Source organism: Nostoc sp. DedQUE08 (genome assembly GCF_034530895.1).
In the GTDB taxonomy this organism is placed as follows: domain Bacteria; phylum Cyanobacteriota; class Cyanobacteriia; order Cyanobacteriales; family Nostocaceae; genus Nostoc.
Genome location: NZ_JAVRCD010000051.1, coordinates 40,749 through 59,912, shown reverse-complemented (window position 1 = coordinate 59,912; position 19,164 = coordinate 40,749). Strand labels below are relative to the sequence as shown.

The window sequence follows — 19,164 nt, the reverse complement described above, 5'->3', positions numbered from 1 at the left end:
TCATAACTCATAACTCATAACTCATAACTCATAACTCATAACTCATAACTCCTAAAGCTTTGCATTGCTTCTAATAGGTCTTGATGAACAGATTTTGAGGCAGCTACGATCAATCCAGGCAGACTATAGTTTTTACAAGTATGCAATGGCGGTAAAGTCGAACCGTCCACAGTAGTTACAATCCAGCCAGCCTCTTTTGCAATAAAAGCAAGTGCAGCACTATCAAGAAACTTGCCCGACTTGATGATTGCTCCACTCAAGTCACCACTGAGAATACCATTAAGATTTGGAATTTGAATATCACTAGAGTAATCAGTCGCTATATCGATTACTTGATATCGATTTTTTAGTAAGGGTGCGATCGCATTCATACCCCATCCCAATAAAATAGCAGGTTTGGCGGATGTTATATCTAATGGGGCACAGGCTTCTAAATTCATGTCTAGCGTGCCTTTAAAAGCACCTTCACCTCGAAGGGCATAAAAATAAACGTTTTGGGCAGGAGAAATGGCAATTACTGCTTCAAAGTCATCCGCATTTAGAATACTGAGAATAATTTGGTAATTAGAATGTCCATCCATATAAAACTTCGTACCATCAATCGGGTCAAGTGTTACTAAGTAATCACCTTCTGAACCGAGTTCGATAGCGCGAAAATATTTGGTATTATTAGAACTTTCATATTCTTCACCATAAAAGCAAATATCTGGAAAAGTTCCTAGTAATACTACTTCTACTAGATTTTGAATAGCCACATCTGCATCAGTAAGTGCAGCACTAAAAAAGTTATTTGCTTCTTCTTTAGCGGGAAGTGCAGCAATTTTTGGTTGTAGAAAATGGGCATAGGCTGCTGCTACCTTGAGATGGGGAAGTAAAGTCTCTAAAATTAATCGAGTAGTTGGTGTTGTGGACATTGCAGCAAACTCCTTTTAGAAATAATCTATCGTCAACAGGGCGATAGAATTCTATATCTAGACAAAATTACGGTATCATTTGGATGCAATGATACCACCGTTGCTATATTACTTTAATCTGTATGTCTCCAAGAGCCTATAGAGCGATCGCAAGTTTTATTGCAAAATAAAGGGTTTAAGACCGAACGTCAACACTTAGTACAGTATTTCATTAATTCATCGCGAATTAAATTTGACCATACCTTGCATTGTTAATACATCGGCTTGTATTGTTAAGGGAACTCCAAGAAAAAATTATCCAATATTGTGGGGTGGGCATCTTGCCCGCCATCTAAACGCGTAGCAAGATCCCTGTAAAGGTACAATTTTGAATTGTTATTAATGGTTTTAGGAAACTTTTTCGAGCTTCTTCTGAGTAATTTTGGATAGATTGTGGCCTTTGAGTAATGAAGGTGCGCCAACAAGAGTACCTAGAATGAGCAGGCTAAGGATAGAAGTGGGTTCAGAAACAGTGACTATGGTTGCAGAAAAACTAATAGGTAACTCACTATCTTCTAATCCTAAATTTTCAAAACCTGGTATGAGGGGCGGCGCAGAAAATACCTCTAAATAACCTGGTGTCGGCAAAAAACTCGCGAAAAATGGACTAGAATAGTTTCCTCCAGAAGTGGAATATCCAAAACCATCACCTGTTAACTGCTGAGTATTAAGACTAATTAAATTATCAACATTAAAAGGTTCGTTTCCTGGGATTGGAGTTCCAGCGGATTGCAGACCAGTAATTGTTTCACCATTTCGCGTACCAGTAATTCCAGTAATTAAGTAAAAACCCAAATCGTTAGGGGTGTCATTAGTAGTGAAAGTACCATTCGCCTCTATGCCAGTACCAGAATAATTCCAACTCCAACTTAAAGCAGAAGCAGCTGGCATTGTCCCGAAAACTAATCCAGATGTGGTGGCGAGGGCTATGGCAGATAGAGCTAAATTTTTCATGGAAGTCGTTACTGCGATCGCGGATCTTGTAGAAGGTTCCCGTGTATTATACGGAAGGAAAGATAGTATTATCAATCTTGGCTATTTCCTTAGCAGCGATCTAATAACCACGCCAAAGCGGTATCAACATTATTAACCTGCTCCCCTGGCGGTATCGCTGGACGATTTACCATCACAACCTTTACGCCCAGTTCTCGCGCGGCAATAATCTTGGGCTTTGTGGCATCGCCACCGCTATTTTTACTGACGATGGTATCAATGTTATTTTCAATCAGAATTTGTCTTTCATTATTGAGGGTAAAAGGCCCGCGATCGCACAATACCATCCCCGACGGTACTAAAGCATCATCGGTAGGAGGGTCAATCATCCGCATCAAAAACCAAATTTTCTCCAAATGAGCAAAAGCGGCGAGTTCTTGCCTGCCAACTGTCAAAAACACTCGCTGTGACTGATTTTGCAGCGCAGTTGCTGCGGCTGCAACACTGTCAACTTCAATCCAGCGATCGCCACTTTCTTTTTCCCAAGGCGGACGGATTAACATCAAACGGGGTACTGCAACTTCCGTTGCCGCATCTGCCGCATTGAAGGAAATCTGACTAGCGAAAGGATGGGTTGCATCAATTAATAAGTCGATTTGCATGACTCGCAGATAGCTAGCTAATCCAGCCACACCCCCGAAGCCTCCAACCCGTAAATCGCCCAACGGTACTGACGGTTCGCGGGTACGGCCAGCTAGAGAGGTGATTACTTCTAACCCTTGGATAGTCGTAACTTTGGCAGCTAATTCTGCTGCATCACCCGTCCCACCCAGAATCAAAACGCGCATCATTTAGATAAAGGTGGAATCTTTGCTAAAATCCCCTTTTTCATTGCTTCTGGACGCTCTGACCAAGGCAGCAAACCATCTGCTTTAGCATAGTATTGACTAGCACATTCCAGCACCGCAGAGGCACTCCCATCAACGGCTAAATCACCAAATAAATATGTTAATTTGCCTTTGGCACTAAAGGCGACTACACAAGAACGATTACAAGCACTCATACATTCAACTTCTTGAATTGGGAATTGATCTCGTAACTCCCAATCTTGTGCCAGCTGCTGAAGTTGGTGTAGAAGTTTTTCACCACCACTTTCACCTAAGCGTTTTCCATTTTGCCAAACACTGGCACAGGTTTTGCAAACAAATAAAGTATGTTCAGCAACATCCAAGGGATTAGTTGGGGAAATATTTACAGTCGTAGTCATCTGTACCTCGCAGATATGTGAAACTAATAAATCGATTTCGGCGGGCATCCTGACTCACTCAACTTGAGATTTTCTTTAATCTCAAATTGGTTCACAGTTGCGGGACAGTGCCGGATTTGCACCGGACTTTCCCCGTTACCTCTGGTAGCTGACTCCCACCAGAACCGAATAACCTTATCGATCGTACACTAAAGTTATCGGAGAATACGAAACAATAAGCTTTGCGCCAACTATCAAACTGGACGACAACCAGATAAAATACTGTGCATATTTACTACTTGTCCAATAACTGCGATCGCAGGCGCACCAAATCCAGTTTGCTCTACCTGATTGACAATTGTTTCTAATGTTCCAATCAATTCTTCTTGTTCTGGGCGCGTACCCCAGCGCACCAAAGCAATCGGCGTTTCTAAATTCAACCCAGCCGTAATTAATTCTTCCACAATATAAGGCAGATTGTGAATTCCCATATAAATTACAATGGTTTCGGAACCGTGAGCGATCGCACTCCAATTTACTTGCGGTCTATACTTACCCGCCGCTTCATGACCAGTTACAAATGTCACCGATGAACTATATAGCCGATGCGTCAAAGGAATACCTGCATAAGCTGCTGCTGCAATTCCCGAAGTGATACCTGGCACAACTTCCGTTGATATTCCAGCTTTGACTAATTCTTCCATCTCTTCGCCACCGCGACCAAAGATAAAGGGATCGCCACCCTTGAGCCGCACTACAATTGCACTATCCTGCGCTTTATCAATCAGCAATTGAGTTGTTTCTGACTGCAACAACGAATGTCTCCCAGCACGTTTACCAGCATTAATTTGCTCGGCTTGGGGATTAATCATTGCCAAAATTGCCGGACTCACCAAGGCATCGTAGATGACTACATCTGCACATTCCAACAAACCTTTTGCCTTCAAGGTAATTAGTCCTGGATCTCCTGGCCCTGCACCGACTAAATAAACCTTTCCTAAATACTTGTTTTTTTGTGTCATTGTGCGGTTCATCTATCTATTAAATCCCAAATTAGCTCGGCTAATTCTGCACTTGCTCCCAGTGGCTCTGCCAATTGGAAATTCACCGCAGAAAATTGTAATTTTAGTTCCTCTATTGAGGTGGCGATCGCATCGGTTATTCCACCAGCGAATAAAAAGTATGGCAGAATTGCAATTTCCCGATAACCAGCATCCACCAATTCTTTCACCCGTGATTCTAAACTAGGAGGCCCAGCCCAATAAGCAGTCACGGCTGGCAAACTCGCCGCTATTGCTTCCACAGTTTTTTGCGAACCTGGGCGACGGCTACCATGAGCTAAGAGAATCCATGCTTCTGCTTTCATAGCAGCTATTTGTTTTGCCAGCAATTTCTCTAAATTAGGGTGAGAGCCTAAATATGGTTGCAATTCAATGATGATATCTTGACCAGCAGCCTGTTGGGCGAGTGCTACTTCGGCAGGAATATCTGTCATCACATGGACTCCCGGCAGTAGAAATAGCGGTACAATTTTGAGACGATTTTCATTTTGAGACAGTGGGCAATCGCCAAAAGCGCTTTTAGCAAATTGTTGAATCTGCTCGTGTAAAGGCTGAGGATTCATTTCTAAAGCAGCGATGCCAACTAAATGTTCGCTATTTACTGAGTTATGGTTTTTTGACAATTTGTGACACACCAGCCTAGCTAGTTGTTGCATAGCAATTTCTGGGCGCGGGTCGCGGCTTCCGTGAGATAGTAGTAGATAGGCAGATGACATCGGTAATTGAATTCTTAGTTACTATTTTTATTTAAGATTAAGCCGGGGATAATAAGTACTCTGGTAATTATTGAAACTATTATTAATTATTAAATAGAAGTATTCTTAACCACTTTTATATTCTCCCCTACTCCTTACGTTATTGTTCTTCGGCAGTGTAAGTATAAAATTGATCGAAAGCTCCTACCGTTTCAAATTTGTACGAAGGTATCCAAGAGTTTATTTTTAAATCTGTACGGTAAATGCTAAAAATCACGAAATCTTGCCTTTCTGTGGTCTTGGCAATAATTTTTTGGATTTGTGGGTTAGCCGAGTCAACTAACCGATCGCAATTAAAACGAATTAAATTTTCAAGAATATTCGTAGTTTTATTACATACATCGGTTTTTAAGTATTTTGTCAGCCGTTGAACTGCATATTCTTCATATTCAACTTGACTGGGATTGGTTTTCGCCATTGTCACACCCAAGGCGGCAAGTCCTACTGCTGCTCCAGTATACGCGATGATGGTCAATGGTTTCATATTTTCCAAGTAAAATTCGTTGTAATCGTCAGACTCCAGAGACTCTAAATCAACTAAGTCCGTTCCTTGAAGAAAAACTCTTGATCGCTTGCCAAATTGTTGCTATAATTCAAATTGTTGAATGGCGAGCGTAGCCAAGTGGTTAAGGCAGTGGTTTGTGGTACCACCATTCGTGGGTTCGAGTCCCATCGTTCGCCCTACATAATTTCATATTTATAGCTATACTCCTATTAAAGGTGTGTTGTATGGTGCGAACAATCATAAGCATCACTTTACCAACAATTGTCATCTCATAAGTTTATAGACTTGCAAGGATTGCAAGTCTATAATAATTCATTAGATTATCTTATTAAATAAGTTTATGTATATAAGCAAAATTACTTGCTAAATTAAAATTAGGTATGCAATGCCTTATATCCTTTTGGGCTGATGCGATCGAGGCAAGTAATATCACTTTTAATTATTTTATTCTTTTACTATATAGTGAGTGCCTCGATTTCATCGTAATTCTGCTTCTGCAAACCTCTGTCCTTTTAAACCCAAGCTCTGGACTGTTGAAGCTATAAATTTAGGCTTTGCAGCACCCTTTAATTGGACTGCTGTTTGTTTTAATAGCTTTTTAAGCCAAGAAGTTAATACCGCTCAAAAGAAGGGATGCTGAATTTTCAAACCTTGTTTGAATCAATACCAGGATTGTATATCGTCTACTCACTCGACTTAGTGATTGTCGCCGGAAGTGATGCTTACTTTCGGGCGACCAAGACCAAACGAGAAGAGGTCGTTGGTCGCCATTTATTCGAGGTTTTTCCGGATAATCCCGACGATCCAAATGCTACTGGAGTTCGGAATTTACGTGCCTCGTTAGAAAACGTACTCAAGTATCGCCAGCCTCAGACAATGGCAGTGCAGAAGTATGACATTCGCCGCCCGGAATCAGAAGGCGGTGGCTTTGAGGAGCGGTACTGGACACCAACCAACTCGCCAGTCTTTGATGAAAACGGTGAAATGACGCACATTATTCATCGAGCCGAAGATGTCACCGAATTTATGCGGGTGCAGCAACAGCGAAACGAACAGCGTCAGTTGAATAAATCACTCCAGACTCGCACCGACCAAATGGAGATGGAAATTTATACTAGAGTGCAGGAGTTACGAGAGGTCAACGAACAACTGCAAGCGGCGAATGAGGCATTGTCAGAACTCGATCGCGCCAAAACCGTTTTTTTCAGCAATATCTCCCACGAGTTTCGCACGCCTTTAACACTGATGTTGAGTCCCCTCGAAGACTTGTTACTCGACACTCAAACCCCATTAGTGCCCCAACAGCGCGATCGCCTTGAACTCGTGCAGCGAAGCGGACTCCGGTTACTGAAATTAGTCAACACGCTGCTTGATTTTTCGCGGCTGGAAGCGGGGCGAATGCAAGCATCATATCAACCAATTGACTTAGCCGCATTCACAACAGAGCTAGCTAGTATGTTTTGCTCGCTCATGAAACAGGCTGGTCTGGAGTTCGCGATCGACTGTCCGACCTTGCCAGAGGCAATCTATATCGATCGCCAAATGTGGGAGAAAATTGTATTTAATTTATTATCGAATGCCTTTAAGTTTACGTTGACGGGAACCATCACCGTTCGATTGCAGCGCGATCGCAATACTGTTAATTTAATCGTTGAAGATACTGGAAGTGGCATTCCAGAAGCTGAAATTTCGCGTCTGTTTGAACGGTTTTATCAAGTCAAAGGGTTACAGGGACGAAGTTTTGAAGGCTCTGGAATTGGCTTATCGCTCGTGCAAGAACTGGTGAAGTTGCATGGCGGTACTATCAGCGTTACCAGCATCTTAGGAGAGGGTAGCCGATTTACAGTTTCGATTCCAACTGGGTGCGCGCATTTACCACAAGAACGGTTAAATGCCCCTGAGACTGTGGCATCAAACACACTCAGCGCCACGCCATACCTTGAAGAAGCTTCGCGCTGGCTTTTGGAAGAAGCAGGGGGGCAGGGGGGCAGAGGAGATACGGAGAAAGAAGGTAGTTTTAATAGAGTGTTTTTCGCCTCTGCTCCTTTGCTCCTTTCCTCCTCTGCTTGTGCCCGTATCCTCTTAGCAGATGACAACGCCGATATGCGCGATTATATGCGGCGATTGTTGAGTCAACGGTATGAGGTTGAGGCAGTCGCTGATGGAATGGCGGCTTTGGCTGCAATCCAGGTACAGCACCCGGATTTGATTCTCAGTGATGTAATGATGCCGGGGCTGGGTGGGTATGAGTTGCTACATCAACTGCGGGCTGACCCCCAAACCAGAGAATTGCCCGTGATTTTGCTGTCAGCGCGGGCGGGTGAAGAGGCTCGTGTAGAAGGGCTGGCAGCGGGAGCCGATGATTATTTAATCAAACCGTTTTCGGCTCGCGAACTACTGGCTCGTGTTGAGTCAACTTTAAAACTGATAGATATCCGCAAACAAGCGGCTCAGACACTGCAAGCCAGCGAACAGCAGCTTAAACTTGCTCTGGAGACGAGCAAACTCGGCTCTTGGCAACTTGATATTAAGACCAATGTTCTGTCTACTTCTGACCAGTGCAAAGTCAACTATGGTCTGCCGATTAATACTGATTTCTCGCACAAAGTTCTAATGGAGCGGATTCATCCAGAAGATCGGACTTGGGTGCAGGCGGCAATTCTAGATTCGATTACCAACAGCAGCAATTATGAGGTGGAGTATCGCACTGTTTGGGATGATGGCAGCACGCACTGGGCGCTGGTTCGGGGGCATATAATTGACGACGAGGCGGGAAATCCAAAACGCATGATCGGGATTTCCATCGATATTAGCGATCGCAAACAAGCCGAAGCTGACTTACGGGAAACCCACGTGCAATTGGAGTCCGCTTTAGCAGCAGGAGCCATTTACACATGGCGGTGGAAGATTTCTGAGAATCTAGTAATCGTGAATGCAGCCTTTGCTCGCTTGTTTGGCGTTGACCCTGTGGAAGCAACAATAGGTTTGCCGATTGAACTGTTTGTCCAAGCAATGCACGAAGAAGACCGCCCACAAACGGTTGCTGCAATTAATCAGGCGATCGCAACCGGGGAAGAATATTTTAGTGAGTACCGCGTTTATACGGCAAGAGGCGAGGAGCGCTGGCTTGCCGCACGCGGTCGAGTTGAATATGCTGCTGATGGCAGACCGATTGCTTTTCCTGGAGCATTAGCAGACATCACCGAACACAAACAAGCCGAATCCGCTTTGCGCCAATCTGAGGAACGCTATCGAACTTTGTTTGAGTCCATTGACGAAGGCTTTTGTGTAATTGAAGTGCTATTTGATGCAAACAGTAAGCCCATCGATTATCGCTTTTTGGAAATAAATCCGGCGTTCGAGAAACAAACGGGACTCAAGGACGCACAAGGCAAAAGGATGCGCGAGTTAACTCCAAATCATGAAGAGCATTGGTTTGAAATTTACGGTAAAATTGTCCTAACAGGGCAACCCCATCGCTTTGAGAATCGCGCCGAAGCGCTGCACCGTTGGTTTGACGTATATGCGTTTCCCATTGGCCAGCCACAGAGCCGAAAAGTAGCGATATTGTTTAACGATATTACCGATCGCAAGCAAATTGAAGCGACTTTGAAAGCAAGCAACGAACGGCTGAAGCTGCTTTCAGAAGTTGCCAACGATCTGTTGCTCAACGAAGATCCCAAGGTATTTTTAGCCAGTTTATTTGAAAAAATTTCGACTTATTTGGGACTGGAAGTTTTCTTTAATTACTTGTTTCAAGAAGACCAGCAACGCCTTGAACTTAATACCTATGGGGGTATCTCAGAAGACATCGCTTTATCCGCTAAATTTTTGGAGTTAGGGCAGGGTGTATGTGGTTATGCGGTACAACATCGCCAGCCAGCTATCGTTGAAAATGCCCTCTCAACCACCGATCGACTTCCTATTCCAGTTCATCATTCAAGCGGCATCAGAGCTTATGCTAGTCATCCGTTAATCGTGGGCGAACGCGTCTTAGGCACTCTGGGACTGGGAACTCGTCAACGCGATCGCTTTACGCCCGACGAACTCGACCTCATGCAAACAGTAGCCAATCAACTAGCTGTTGCCTTAGAGCGATCGCGTCTAATTGCAGAGCTACAGGCACGAGCCGAAGCGTTAGATCGAAGTAATCGCATTAAAGATGAGTTCTTGGCAGTTCTTTCCCATGAACTGAGAACGCCGATGAATCCAATTCTGGGATGGTCAAAACTGTTGCAGCAAGGAAAGCTAGATGCCCAAAAAACGAATGCTGCGATCGCCACGATTGAGCGCAACGCCCAGCTTCAAGTGCAACTCATTGATGACTTGCTGGACATTTCCCGGATTTTGCGCGGCAAAATGAGCTTATCAACCTCACCCATTGACCTCAATACAGTGATTTGGGCCGCGCTGGAAACAGTTCGGTTAGCCGCTGAAGCCAAGTCAATCCAAATTCAGACTATCGTCTCGCCCGTTTTGGGCGTGGTAGTCGGGGATGCAGGGCGATTGCAACAAGTCGTGTGGAATCTGCTGTCGAATGCCGTTAAGTTTACACATAATGGGGGACAAGTCACGATTGCCCTATCTCAAGCTGAAAATCGCGCCCAAATTCAAATCACCGATACTGGAAAAGGAATTAGTGGCGACTTTTTGCCCTACGTGTTTGAGCATTTCCGGCAAGAAGATAGTGCAACCACCCGCAAATTCGGCGGACTAGGGTTGGGATTGGCGATTGTGCGCCAAATTGTGGAAATGCACGGTGGAACCGTAACAGCAGAAAGTCCAGGTGTTGGGCTAGGAGCGACATTTACGGTTAAAATTCCACTTGCACCTCAGTTAACTCAAGCACCAACCTTAGAGCGATCGCCCGTTCAGGAAGGTGATTTGAACGGCATTCAGATTTTAGTCGTCGATGATGAAACGGACTCGCGAGACTTCATCGCTTTTGTTTTAGAACAATATGGGGCGATCGTCACTGCTGTTGGATCTGGGACTGAGGCGCTGCAAGCGATCGCCCAATCCATTCCCAACATCATCATCAGTGACATTGGGATGCCAGAGATGAATGGCTATATGCTGATCCGACAAATTCGTACCCTTGGGCTTGAGCAAGGGGGACAAATTCCCGCTATTGCTTTAACAGCTTATGCCGGAGAACTCGATCGGCAGCAAGCGATCGCCGCCGGATTTCAACGTCATGTCCCCAAACCTATCGATCCAGAAACTTTGGTGGCGATCGTCGTCGAAATGTGAACTTACAGCAGAATTCAGAGTTCAGAATTCAAAATTTAAAATAGTTAAAAAATCAGAAGAACATTTGATGAATAAATATACAAATTATTCTAAATTATTCTATATTTTTTTGACAAAGAGATAATAGCGGCACAATTACTTATTCTCAAAATTAGCACAATATCGCCAATACTCAAGTTGCAGAATAAATTATTTATATGCACTATAAAAATGAATATTAGCACTCTGAAATAATTAAAAAATATTGATTTAAAAGTCTTATAGAGCTTGATAAGTAGGTCGGCGTAAATAATTATCGTTGGGATAAAGCAGAGGGCAGGGAGCAAGGAGCAAGAAGAAAAAGGGTTTGAGCCTTATTTATTTTTCTTCACACAGTTTGGTTTTATTGTGCCAACTTACTTAGTTAAATCTTTTCCTTCTAGATGTGCTGATAATCAAAATATACGCAAATAAATGATATAGTAAAGATTACATTAAGCAATTGAGGGTGCGATAATTTGTGCCCCAAATATTATTATGCAGTTATTTAGTAACCTCTATCAAAAGAAATAAAAATTGTATTCCTTTAGTGAGATCCAAAAATACTGAGTCATAGATACTTTAGGTAAAGAAGAACACGCTTTAAGTGTCTGCTAAAAAGTTGATACTTGTATGTACACAGGTAAATATAATTTATCTGTGTTGTTTCGTGTTTATATATGTCTAACAAAAGGTGGAGGCTTATTTGTCTTGCCTAGAAAGTTAACAATGCAAACATCGTCATTTAGTGGAGTTGCTATGTCTGAATTGCTTCAAGCAGTCTTAGATAGTGAAGAAAGAAGTGATTTACGTTCTTTTCTTAGTGAATTACGCCAAAAAGAAAAGAAGTACTTACTACGGAACGACATACTGAATGTATATAGTGAGTATTGCTCCAAGTCTCAGAAACCTGAGACTTTTTACACTTCTTCTGAGTTGGGAAAACTCATTTACTATACTCAGGAAATAATTCAAGAGGACTCAAACTTCTGTTTCATCATCCGTTCTAAGATTGCCAGCCAAGAAGTTTACTGGCTGACATCAGACTTAAGCATTCAGCCGATGACGGTGCAGGATTTGTTGGATCTGCGCGATCGCTTGGTAAACAAATATCATCCCAACGAAGGCGACCTGCTAGAATTGGACTTCGGCCCGTTTTATGACTACACCCCAATCATCCGCGACCCCAAAAATATTGGTAAAGGAGTACAATTTCTCAACCGCTATCTATCCAGCAAAATATTTCAAGATTCCAAACAATTGCTCGACAGCTTATTGAATTTCTTGCGCCTGCACCACTACAACGGTGTGCAACTGCTACTCAACGATCGCATTCAATCACAGCAGCAACTTTCCGAGCAAGTTAAGAAAGCGATCGGCTTTGTTAATAATCGCCCCGATGATGAACCCTACGAACAATTCCGGTTTCAATTGCAGTCAATGGGTTTTGAGCCGGGTTGGGGTAACACCGCAGCGCGAGTGCGGGAAACTTTAAATATTCTCGATGAATTGATTGATTCTGCCGATCCTCAGACTTTAGAAGCATTCATTTCTCGTGTCCCGATGATTTTTAGGATCGTCTTGGTGTCAGCTCACGGTTGGTTTGGGCAAGAGGGAGTGTTGGGGCGTCCCGATACTGGCGGTCAGGTAGTTTACGTTCTTGACCAGGCAAAAAGCCTAGAGAAGCAGTTACAAGAAGATGTCCTGCTTGCGGGTTTAGAGAAATTGAATGTCGAGCCAAAGGTAATTATTCTCACCCGCTTGATTCCCAATAGTGATGGCACCCTTTGTAATCAACGGCTAGAAAAAGTTCACGGTAGCGAAAATGCCTGGATTTTGCGAGTGCCTTTACGGGAATTTAATCCTAACATGACTCAAAACTGGATTTCCCGGTTTGAGTTTTGGCCTTATCTAGAAACTTTCGCCATTGATTCCGAAAGAGAACTACGGGCAGAATTTCACGGCACACCTGACTTAATAGTTGGAAACTATACTGATGGGAATTTAGTAGCATTCTTGCTGGCGCGACGGCTGAAAGTTACTCAATGCAATGTTGCCCATGCTTTAGAAAAATCTAAATACTTGTTCAGTAACCTCTACTGGCAAGAATTAGAGGATAAATATCACTTTTCATTGCAATTCACAGCTGATTTGATTGCCATGAATGCTGCCAATTTTGTGATTAGCAGCACCTACCAAGAAATTGTCGGAACACCGGATAGTGTGGGACAGTACGAGTCATATAAATGCTTCACCATGCCGGAGTTGTATCATGTTACCAATGGCATTGAATTATTTAGCCCCAAATTTAATGTTGTACCGCCGGGAGTAAATGAAAATAATTACTTCCCTTACACGCGGATTAAAGACCGAGTAGAGAGCGATCGCCAACGCCTTGCAGAAATGCTTTTTACTCTGGAAGATCCCACGCAAATCTTTGGCAAACTCGACGATCCTAACAAGCGCCCTCTCTTCTCAATGGCGCGTCTTGACCACATCAAAAACCTCACAGGTTTAGCTGAATGTTATGGTCAAAGTAAAGAATTACAAGAGCATTGCAACTTAATTTTAGTCGCGGGTAAGTTACGCGTCGAAGAATCAGATGATAACGAAGAACGCAGCGAAATTATCAAACTTTACCAAATAATTGACCAGTACAATCTCCACGGGAAAATTCGTTGGTTGGGTGTGCGCCTCTCTAAAACTGATTCTGGTGAAATTTATCGAGTCATTGCCGATCGTCAGGGGATTTTTGTCCAATCAGCTTTATTTGAAGCTTTTGGTTTAACAATTTTAGAGGCGATGGTTTCAGGATTGCCAACTCTTGCCACACAGTTTGGCGGGCCACTGGAGATTATTCAAGATAAGGTGAATGGCTTTTTGATTAACCCAACGAATTTAGAAGAGACAGCCAGCAAAATTGTGGACTTCATCACTAAATGCGAACAAAATCCTAACTATTGGAGTGAAATTTCTCAGCGAGGAATTGACCGAGTTTACAGCACCTATACTTGGAAAATTCACACTAGCAAGCTGTTATCATTAGCACGGATTTATGGCTTCTGGAACTTTACCTCTATGGAAAATCGGGAAGATTTGTTGCGTTATCTTGAGGCTTTGTTCTATTTAATTTACAAGCCAAGAGCGCAACAGCTATTAGAACAGCATCAGTACCGATAATAAGTGAGGAGTGAAGAGTGAAGAGTGAGTAATTATGAAAATCTAAAATTCTCCTAACTCCTAACTCCTAACTCCTAACTTTTAACTAAATTGTCAACGCACTCCAAGTTCGTTGGCCAACTACTCCATCCACACCTAAATTTTGCTGGTTTTGAAAGGCTTTGACAGCAGTCTCTGTTAGTGCGCCAAAAATCCCATCTACTCTCACAGCATAACCGTTAGACACTAATAACTGTTGTAAGGCTCTGACAGCAATACCAGAACTACCGAAATAAAGAGTCGGTAGAGGCTGGCTACTAAACTTCTGAAACCGTCTTGTAGCCTTTGTACGGACTTTACCTCCAGACTGAAAAGACTTCTTAGGCTTACCTAAATTAGAAGAAATTAGTCCCAGATTCTTTTTGCTAATTTTCTGAAGTATGTGTTCTTTTTCTAGTTTTAGCGCTGAGAGAGAAGCCTGGGAAATCTCATCTGTCTGCATAAATTCAGGTGGCGTAACTTTAGCAGCTATCTCTAACTGACTCTGTTTTGACTGGTTTACATCATTTTCCATCTGAAATAATTGCTGCTGTGGCAAATTGATCCCAGATGCTTGTCTTATTGTTAACACGCCCGTCATCATCAGGCCAATTTCATTCATTTTAGTTTATTTTACTTCAACCAATATTTCTTTTAACCAACATTTGCTGTCCAGGATAGTACATACTGACCAAATAAAAAGTCATGTACTAATTTTTCCAGGTAATATTTTCATGTTCATATTTGCTCACCCCCGATCCCATTTAATCAGATTAATATCATTAATCAAGCCATCAAGTTATCAGACATACTATCTAAATCAATGGTTTAGACAATAACATACTAAGTAAGTCGCTGTGAATATTTATCATCAGGTTCAGACAGGAGGCAGGTGGTCACTGAGCGTAGTCGAAGTGAGGCAGAAGGCAGAAGGAAAGAGGGTTTTAGTCCACTTTACTTTTATTAACATAGTTTGATTTTTCCCGCCTGTTCTACTTATACGATCGCCAGGGAATCGCATCAAACAAATTTATCTAGTTATATTTAGCTCATGCTTGATATGCTGATGTTACTTTTATCATGTTTATACTGCCAGTAAAAATACTACTTAATTCATTGAGGCAGTTTTTTAACTATTGATTAAAAGCTCTTAATTTCAAATACTTTTTATCAATCACAATTTCTGTAAATACGGTTTACTTAAGGATTATTGGTCTTTGAAGACGCGATTTATCGCGTCTCTATAATAAGGGTTTTGTTGCTCATTCTGAACTGTATTGCAACTTATGTCGCTCCTTCAAGCTATTCTCGAAAAGCTCACACTTTCACCTCAAAAGAATGAAACCGCACAACCTTGTTGCACGGTATGGAATTGGAGTTAAAGTTTAGATACTACATGAACAAATTACACAGAGGCACTGAACATAATGTTTGTGCAATTCTCTTTTCTAATCTGTGTTAATTTTTATATCATTTTGAAACTTTGAGAAAGAATGCACCTTAATCAAAAAGTGTGTAGGTGTAGGTAGCCCTTAGATATCGCTTAGTACTCTAAGTTGTGGATATTGAAAAACTTTTTACCTTTTATCATCTCGCCACAAAGCAATACCGCCTAATAAACCAGTGATATTGGGGATGAGTTTGACATTTAACGGCAGCTGTAAATTCACTCTCACCGCTTCACCACCGCCAATGTAAAGGTAGTCATAATTAAACAGATGTTGCAAGGATGCGATCGCTTTTTCTAAACGCCTATTCCATCTTTTCTCACCAATTTTTTCTAACTCTGCACGCCCCAACTGTTGCTCAAAAGTCTCTCCTTTGCGAAACGGATGATGCCCCATTTCCATATTTGGTACCAGCTTACCATCTACAAATAAAGCCGAACCAAACCCCGTACCCAGAGTAATCACCAATTCGACACCTTTACCAGCGATCGCACCAAATCCCTGCATGTCTGCATCATTAATCACCCGTACAGGCTTGTTTAAGTGTTTTAATAATGCTTTTTCCAAATCAAATCCGATCCAATCTGGATGTAAATTTACCGCTGTTTCCGTGACTCCACAGCGCACCACACCAGGAAAACCGACCGAAACACGATGAAATTCACCTTGAGCGGCGGCTAAAACTACAATTGCATTAATTACAACCTCCGGTGTCGCAGGTTGCGGTGTATCTAAACGCGCTCTTTCTGTTACAGGATGCCCCGTAATATCCAAAACCATAGCCTTAACACCACTACCGCCAATATCAACCGATAGGGTACGAATCGATCCATTTTCTTCAACCATTGAGTTACATCCTTGTTAATGCTTGTTATTTCGTTATTAATTATGCTCTGCTGCATTTGATAATATCTTGGATGTTTGGAGAGTCTCTATATTGGTGGAGAGAAGGCAGATGCAGTAAATTTTTCCCCCCTGCCCCCTGCCCCTCTGCCTCTTTACCCTATGCCCGAATGGCACGCTTGTTAAGCACAAACCCCTGATATAACCGGATGAGAGGGTGTGGGGGGTAGGGTGTAGGGTGTAGGGAATCAAGAAAATGTTGAACTCCTTGACGCAACTAAAGGTTAATTGTCTTAAACACTACACCCAACACCCTACCCCCAACACCCTGCCAAACACGAGGTTTCACGTTTTCTTAGTGACATTTACCCTATGCCCAAAGTTAAAAATCCCATACATTCAATGCCGGACAGCATCTAGATTTGTTAATCTAAGAATAATGGAAATAGTACTAGCGTAGCTGCTTAAAATCTATCGGGCAGCAAATTTCTATTAAAAGTAATATAAGAGAAAAAATTATGACGGCGTTTGAACCTCAAAGCATCCGCTCGTATAGCCAAGAAGATGTCCAACAAATTCTGCACTTAGCGATCGCTCGTCAAGCAGATGATAAAGACACAGAATTTTCTTATGAGCATATATTAGAAATTGCTGCTGAGTTAGAAATTTCACCTGAGTCTTTAAAATTAGCAGAGCGCGATTGGGTATTACAACAGGGCCAAGTTCAACAACGAAAAGCTTTTGACGCTTACCGCATCAGAAGATTTCAGAAGCGTTTAAGCAAATATGCAATTTCCAATGGTTTTTTTATACTGCTTGATTTAATTACTGGTGGCGGAATTTCTTGGTCGCTGTACATTTTACTATTCTGCGGATTGCCTGTAGCGCTTGATGTCTGGAATACCTTTCAAATCAAAGGTGATGAGTATGAAATGGCATTCCAAAAATGGAGCCGCAACCATCAGATTAAGAAAACCATCAGCACAGTTTTGAATAAGTGGTTTAAGGTATTACAGGCTTAATCAAAACTTTCCCTAACTCTAACTCATCTCTACTTAATTCCCCCCAGAAATCTACGGTGTACACACAAGTCTGAAATAAGCTGATTAACTAGGGTTTTACCCCACCCTAACCCTCCCCTTGCCAAGGGGAGGGAACTGGATTTCTTTTTTCCCCCCGTCGTAAATCCAATAAAATTGGCACGCAAGCTACAAAACCAACTTACAAAGGGGAGGGAACTAGATTTCCTTTTCCCCCCTTTATAAGGGGGGATTAAGGGGGGTAATTTGATTTGTCTGTACACTGTAGCCTAGAAACGGGGGTAATATTTTGCGATCGAACTTAACTAGATACTGAATTAGCCGCCTCGGAAACCTTCTCAGGGGGTGGAAAGCCACCCATGCGAATCTCTGAAGTGAAGGAAGTGATGCTAAATCCACCAAAACTCTTGAGGACATTTACCCGCATTCGCAAATTGGGGCTAGCAAACCACAGCCGTTCCTCTGAGAATATGTTTTCATCCTCTGTAGTTAGGATTAAAGCACCATCACTGTCAAATTTATAGCGTCCGGCAACTGGAGTTTTATTGGCATCAACTATTTCTCTGAGTAACCTGCCTTGGGTCGGATTATCTGCATCAGGTACCGAAACTAACACAGTTGATCCACTATGTTTTGCTCGATCCTTGTCCATTGTGCCGTTCCAGATAATTTTGGTAGCACAGGAAGCAGAACTAGGATTAATGTTGTAACTTTGACACAGCTTAACTGCTTCTGGATGATCTAATGGCAGCGTCTCAATGATGATATCTGACTTGCTATGTTCTGATTGGTTAAAAGCCAAATGTTGACTAGTGCGATGAGAAAACCATTTACCAGCACTTAACTGAAAAAACTCTTCAATATTCATGAATGAAATTACCCTGCATCAAAATGCTAAAATTCCCACTTAATTATTATTAAAAGCTAGCAGGAGGTTTTAATATTAAGCTTGATTGCCTATTTCCTCAAGCTTCTTGAGGCCAATTCTGGCTGCCTCAGCAACGTTGAAATGATTGTCTTTTTCTAAGTATTTTAAAGCTGAGACACTCTTGGGAGTGGGAAGATTTCCCAAGGCTTCTGCCAAACGCTGCCTCACTAACCAATCATCTGATTGGGCGAAGCGCAGGATCTTATCTACAGACTCGATGTCTTGAATTTCTCCCAGTGCAGAGATTGCAGCTTGTTGCAACACGACTTCTTTGCTATCCAATGCCTGAATCAGAATTTGATGGGCACGAGGGTCTTTAATATTACCTAGAGAAACAGCTGCACTAAAACGTACTAGCCAATCAGTATCTTCATAAAATGCCCGTGAAAGCACCTCAAAAGCTCTGGCATCACCCAAATATCCTAAAGCACCAGCGGCATCAGCGCGTATACCATAATCAGGGTCATTTTCGAGAATTTTTACCAAAATAGAATAACATTCTGGTGTTGGCTTGATTCCCAGAGCAAATATTGCCATCGATCGCAATTGCAAAGATTCATCGTCTAGTACCTTTTTAATCAAAGGCACTGCATCCTCAGCCGCAACATGACGCAGATTAGCAAGGGCTACCATGCGATCGCGTAAATTCGGACTTTCTAGCTGAGTAGAAATTTCTTGTAAGCTTAGAGCTGCCATTTAGTTCAAAGCGTTTTCTTTACTTATCTTAATTTACCTGATTTGTTCATCACGCTGTCGCCCTACTGAAGTAGGAGTTTGGCGACTTTACAAAATGGCTCAATTATGAATAAAAAAGCGATCGCGCTTACACCAGTGAAGGAAATCGGTGTAAAGCCTCTGCCAATTGGGAAAATCACTCGCATTCATCGCCCTCTCTAAGAAAAGGCGTACTTGCCAATTCATTTAAGAAATATTAAGTACATCTTCATCGTGAATTGGTACGAGTAGTTCTGCGTAGGCGTAGC

At 42.4% G+C, this 19,164-nt stretch carries 15 protein-coding genes, 1 tRNA gene and 1 riboswitch; of the genes, 5 read left to right on the top strand and 11 right to left on the bottom strand.

The features are described from left to right. Window positions 1-35: 35 nt before the first annotated feature. The 7 genes from RMY64_RS27405 to RMY64_RS27375 all read right to left on the bottom strand — a co-directional run bounded on the left by RMY64_RS27405 (window position 36) and on the right by RMY64_RS27375 (window position 5,432). Window positions 36-914: an inositol monophosphatase family protein gene (locus tag RMY64_RS27405; RefSeq protein ID WP_322701664.1), complete on the bottom strand. Its 879-nt coding sequence runs from the start codon at window positions 912-914 to the stop codon at window positions 36-38. A gap of 387 nt (window positions 915-1,301) precedes the next feature. After that, window positions 1,302-1,907 carry a PEP-CTERM sorting domain-containing protein gene (locus RMY64_RS27400; RefSeq protein ID WP_322701663.1) on the bottom strand — a complete coding sequence of 202 codons (606 nt, stop codon included), beginning with the start codon at window positions 1,905-1,907 and terminating at the stop codon, window positions 1,302-1,304. Between the two features lie 89 nt (window positions 1,908-1,996). Then, window positions 1,997-2,734 carry a cobalt-precorrin-6A reductase gene (locus RMY64_RS27395; protein ID WP_322701666.1) on the bottom strand — a complete coding sequence of 246 codons (738 nt, stop codon included), beginning with the start codon at window positions 2,732-2,734 and terminating at the stop codon, window positions 1,997-1,999. After that, window positions 2,734-3,153 (bottom strand): DUF1636 family protein, encoded by a 420-nt coding sequence (locus RMY64_RS27390; RefSeq protein WP_322701662.1) that lies wholly within the window; start codon window positions 3,151-3,153, stop codon window positions 2,734-2,736. The genes RMY64_RS27395 and RMY64_RS27390 overlap by 1 nt, the downstream gene beginning before the upstream one ends. A 21-nt stretch (window positions 3,154-3,174) precedes the next feature. Then, a riboswitch (cobalamin riboswitch) is annotated at window positions 3,175-3,337 on the bottom strand. A 49-nt stretch (window positions 3,338-3,386) separates the two neighbouring features. Beyond that, on the bottom strand, window positions 3,387-4,166 hold the full coding sequence (gene cobA / locus RMY64_RS27385; RefSeq protein ID WP_322701661.1) for a uroporphyrinogen-III C-methyltransferase: 780 nt from the start codon (window positions 4,164-4,166) through the stop codon (window positions 3,387-3,389). Next, complete coding sequence (locus RMY64_RS27380; protein WP_322701660.1) at window positions 4,163-4,909, bottom strand: sirohydrochlorin chelatase; 747 nt, start codon at window positions 4,907-4,909, stop codon at window positions 4,163-4,165. The genes cobA and RMY64_RS27380 overlap by 4 nt, the downstream gene beginning before the upstream one ends. A 139-nt stretch (window positions 4,910-5,048) precedes the next feature. Then, window positions 5,049-5,432, bottom strand: a complete 384-nt coding sequence (locus RMY64_RS27375; protein WP_322701659.1) for a DUF4359 domain-containing protein — start codon at window positions 5,430-5,432, stop codon at window positions 5,049-5,051. A 124-nt stretch (window positions 5,433-5,556) separates the two neighbouring features. Here RMY64_RS27375 and RMY64_RS27370 point away from each other — a divergent pair. From RMY64_RS27370 to RMY64_RS27360, 3 genes are all read left to right on the top strand, one after another. Next, window positions 5,557-5,629 (top strand) — tRNA-His (locus tag RMY64_RS27370). Between the two features lie 457 nt (window positions 5,630-6,086). After that, window positions 6,087-10,706: an ATP-binding protein gene (locus RMY64_RS27365; RefSeq protein WP_322701658.1), complete on the top strand. Its 4,620-nt coding sequence runs from the start codon at window positions 6,087-6,089 to the stop codon at window positions 10,704-10,706. Between the two features lie 777 nt (window positions 10,707-11,483). Beyond that, window positions 11,484-13,904, top strand: coding sequence for a sucrose synthase (locus RMY64_RS27360; protein WP_322701657.1), 2,421 nt, complete (start codon window positions 11,484-11,486; stop codon window positions 13,902-13,904). 85 nt (window positions 13,905-13,989) lie between these two features. On the opposite strand, the gene RMY64_RS27355 is transcribed toward RMY64_RS27360, so the two are convergent. Together RMY64_RS27355 and RMY64_RS27350 are read right to left on the bottom strand one after the other, a co-directional pair. After that, window positions 13,990-14,544 (bottom strand): peptidoglycan-binding domain-containing protein, encoded by a 555-nt coding sequence (locus RMY64_RS27355; RefSeq protein WP_322701656.1) that lies wholly within the window; start codon window positions 14,542-14,544, stop codon window positions 13,990-13,992. A 955-nt stretch (window positions 14,545-15,499) separates the two neighbouring features. Continuing rightward, complete coding sequence (locus tag RMY64_RS27350) at window positions 15,500-16,216, bottom strand: ROK family protein (protein WP_322684401.1); 717 nt, start codon at window positions 16,214-16,216, stop codon at window positions 15,500-15,502. 515 nt (window positions 16,217-16,731) lie between these two features. Between RMY64_RS27350 and RMY64_RS27345 the strand changes: the two genes are divergently transcribed. Next, window positions 16,732-17,235, top strand: a complete 504-nt coding sequence (locus RMY64_RS27345; protein WP_322674770.1) for a 2TM domain-containing protein — start codon at window positions 16,732-16,734, stop codon at window positions 17,233-17,235. A 319-nt stretch (window positions 17,236-17,554) separates the two neighbouring features. Here the strand turns inward: RMY64_RS27345 and RMY64_RS27340 are convergent, their stop codons facing one another. Both RMY64_RS27340 and RMY64_RS27335 read right to left on the bottom strand, forming a co-directional pair. After that, window positions 17,555-18,121: a phycobiliprotein lyase gene (locus tag RMY64_RS27340; RefSeq protein WP_322701655.1), complete on the bottom strand. Its 567-nt coding sequence runs from the start codon at window positions 18,119-18,121 to the stop codon at window positions 17,555-17,557. A gap of 75 nt (window positions 18,122-18,196) precedes the next feature. Continuing rightward, the gene (locus tag RMY64_RS27335; protein ID WP_104905234.1) at window positions 18,197-18,877 is read right to left on the bottom strand and encodes a HEAT repeat domain-containing protein; all 681 of its coding nucleotides are present in this window, start codon (window positions 18,875-18,877) and stop codon (window positions 18,197-18,199) included. Between the two features lie 78 nt (window positions 18,878-18,955). On the opposite strand from RMY64_RS27335, the gene RMY64_RS27330 reads away from it, so the two are divergent. Next, a complete protein-coding gene (locus tag RMY64_RS27330) occupies window positions 18,956-19,078 on the top strand; it encodes a hypothetical protein (RefSeq protein ID WP_322674773.1) in 123 nt (40 codons plus the stop codon). Window positions 19,079-19,164 lie beyond the last annotated feature (86 nt).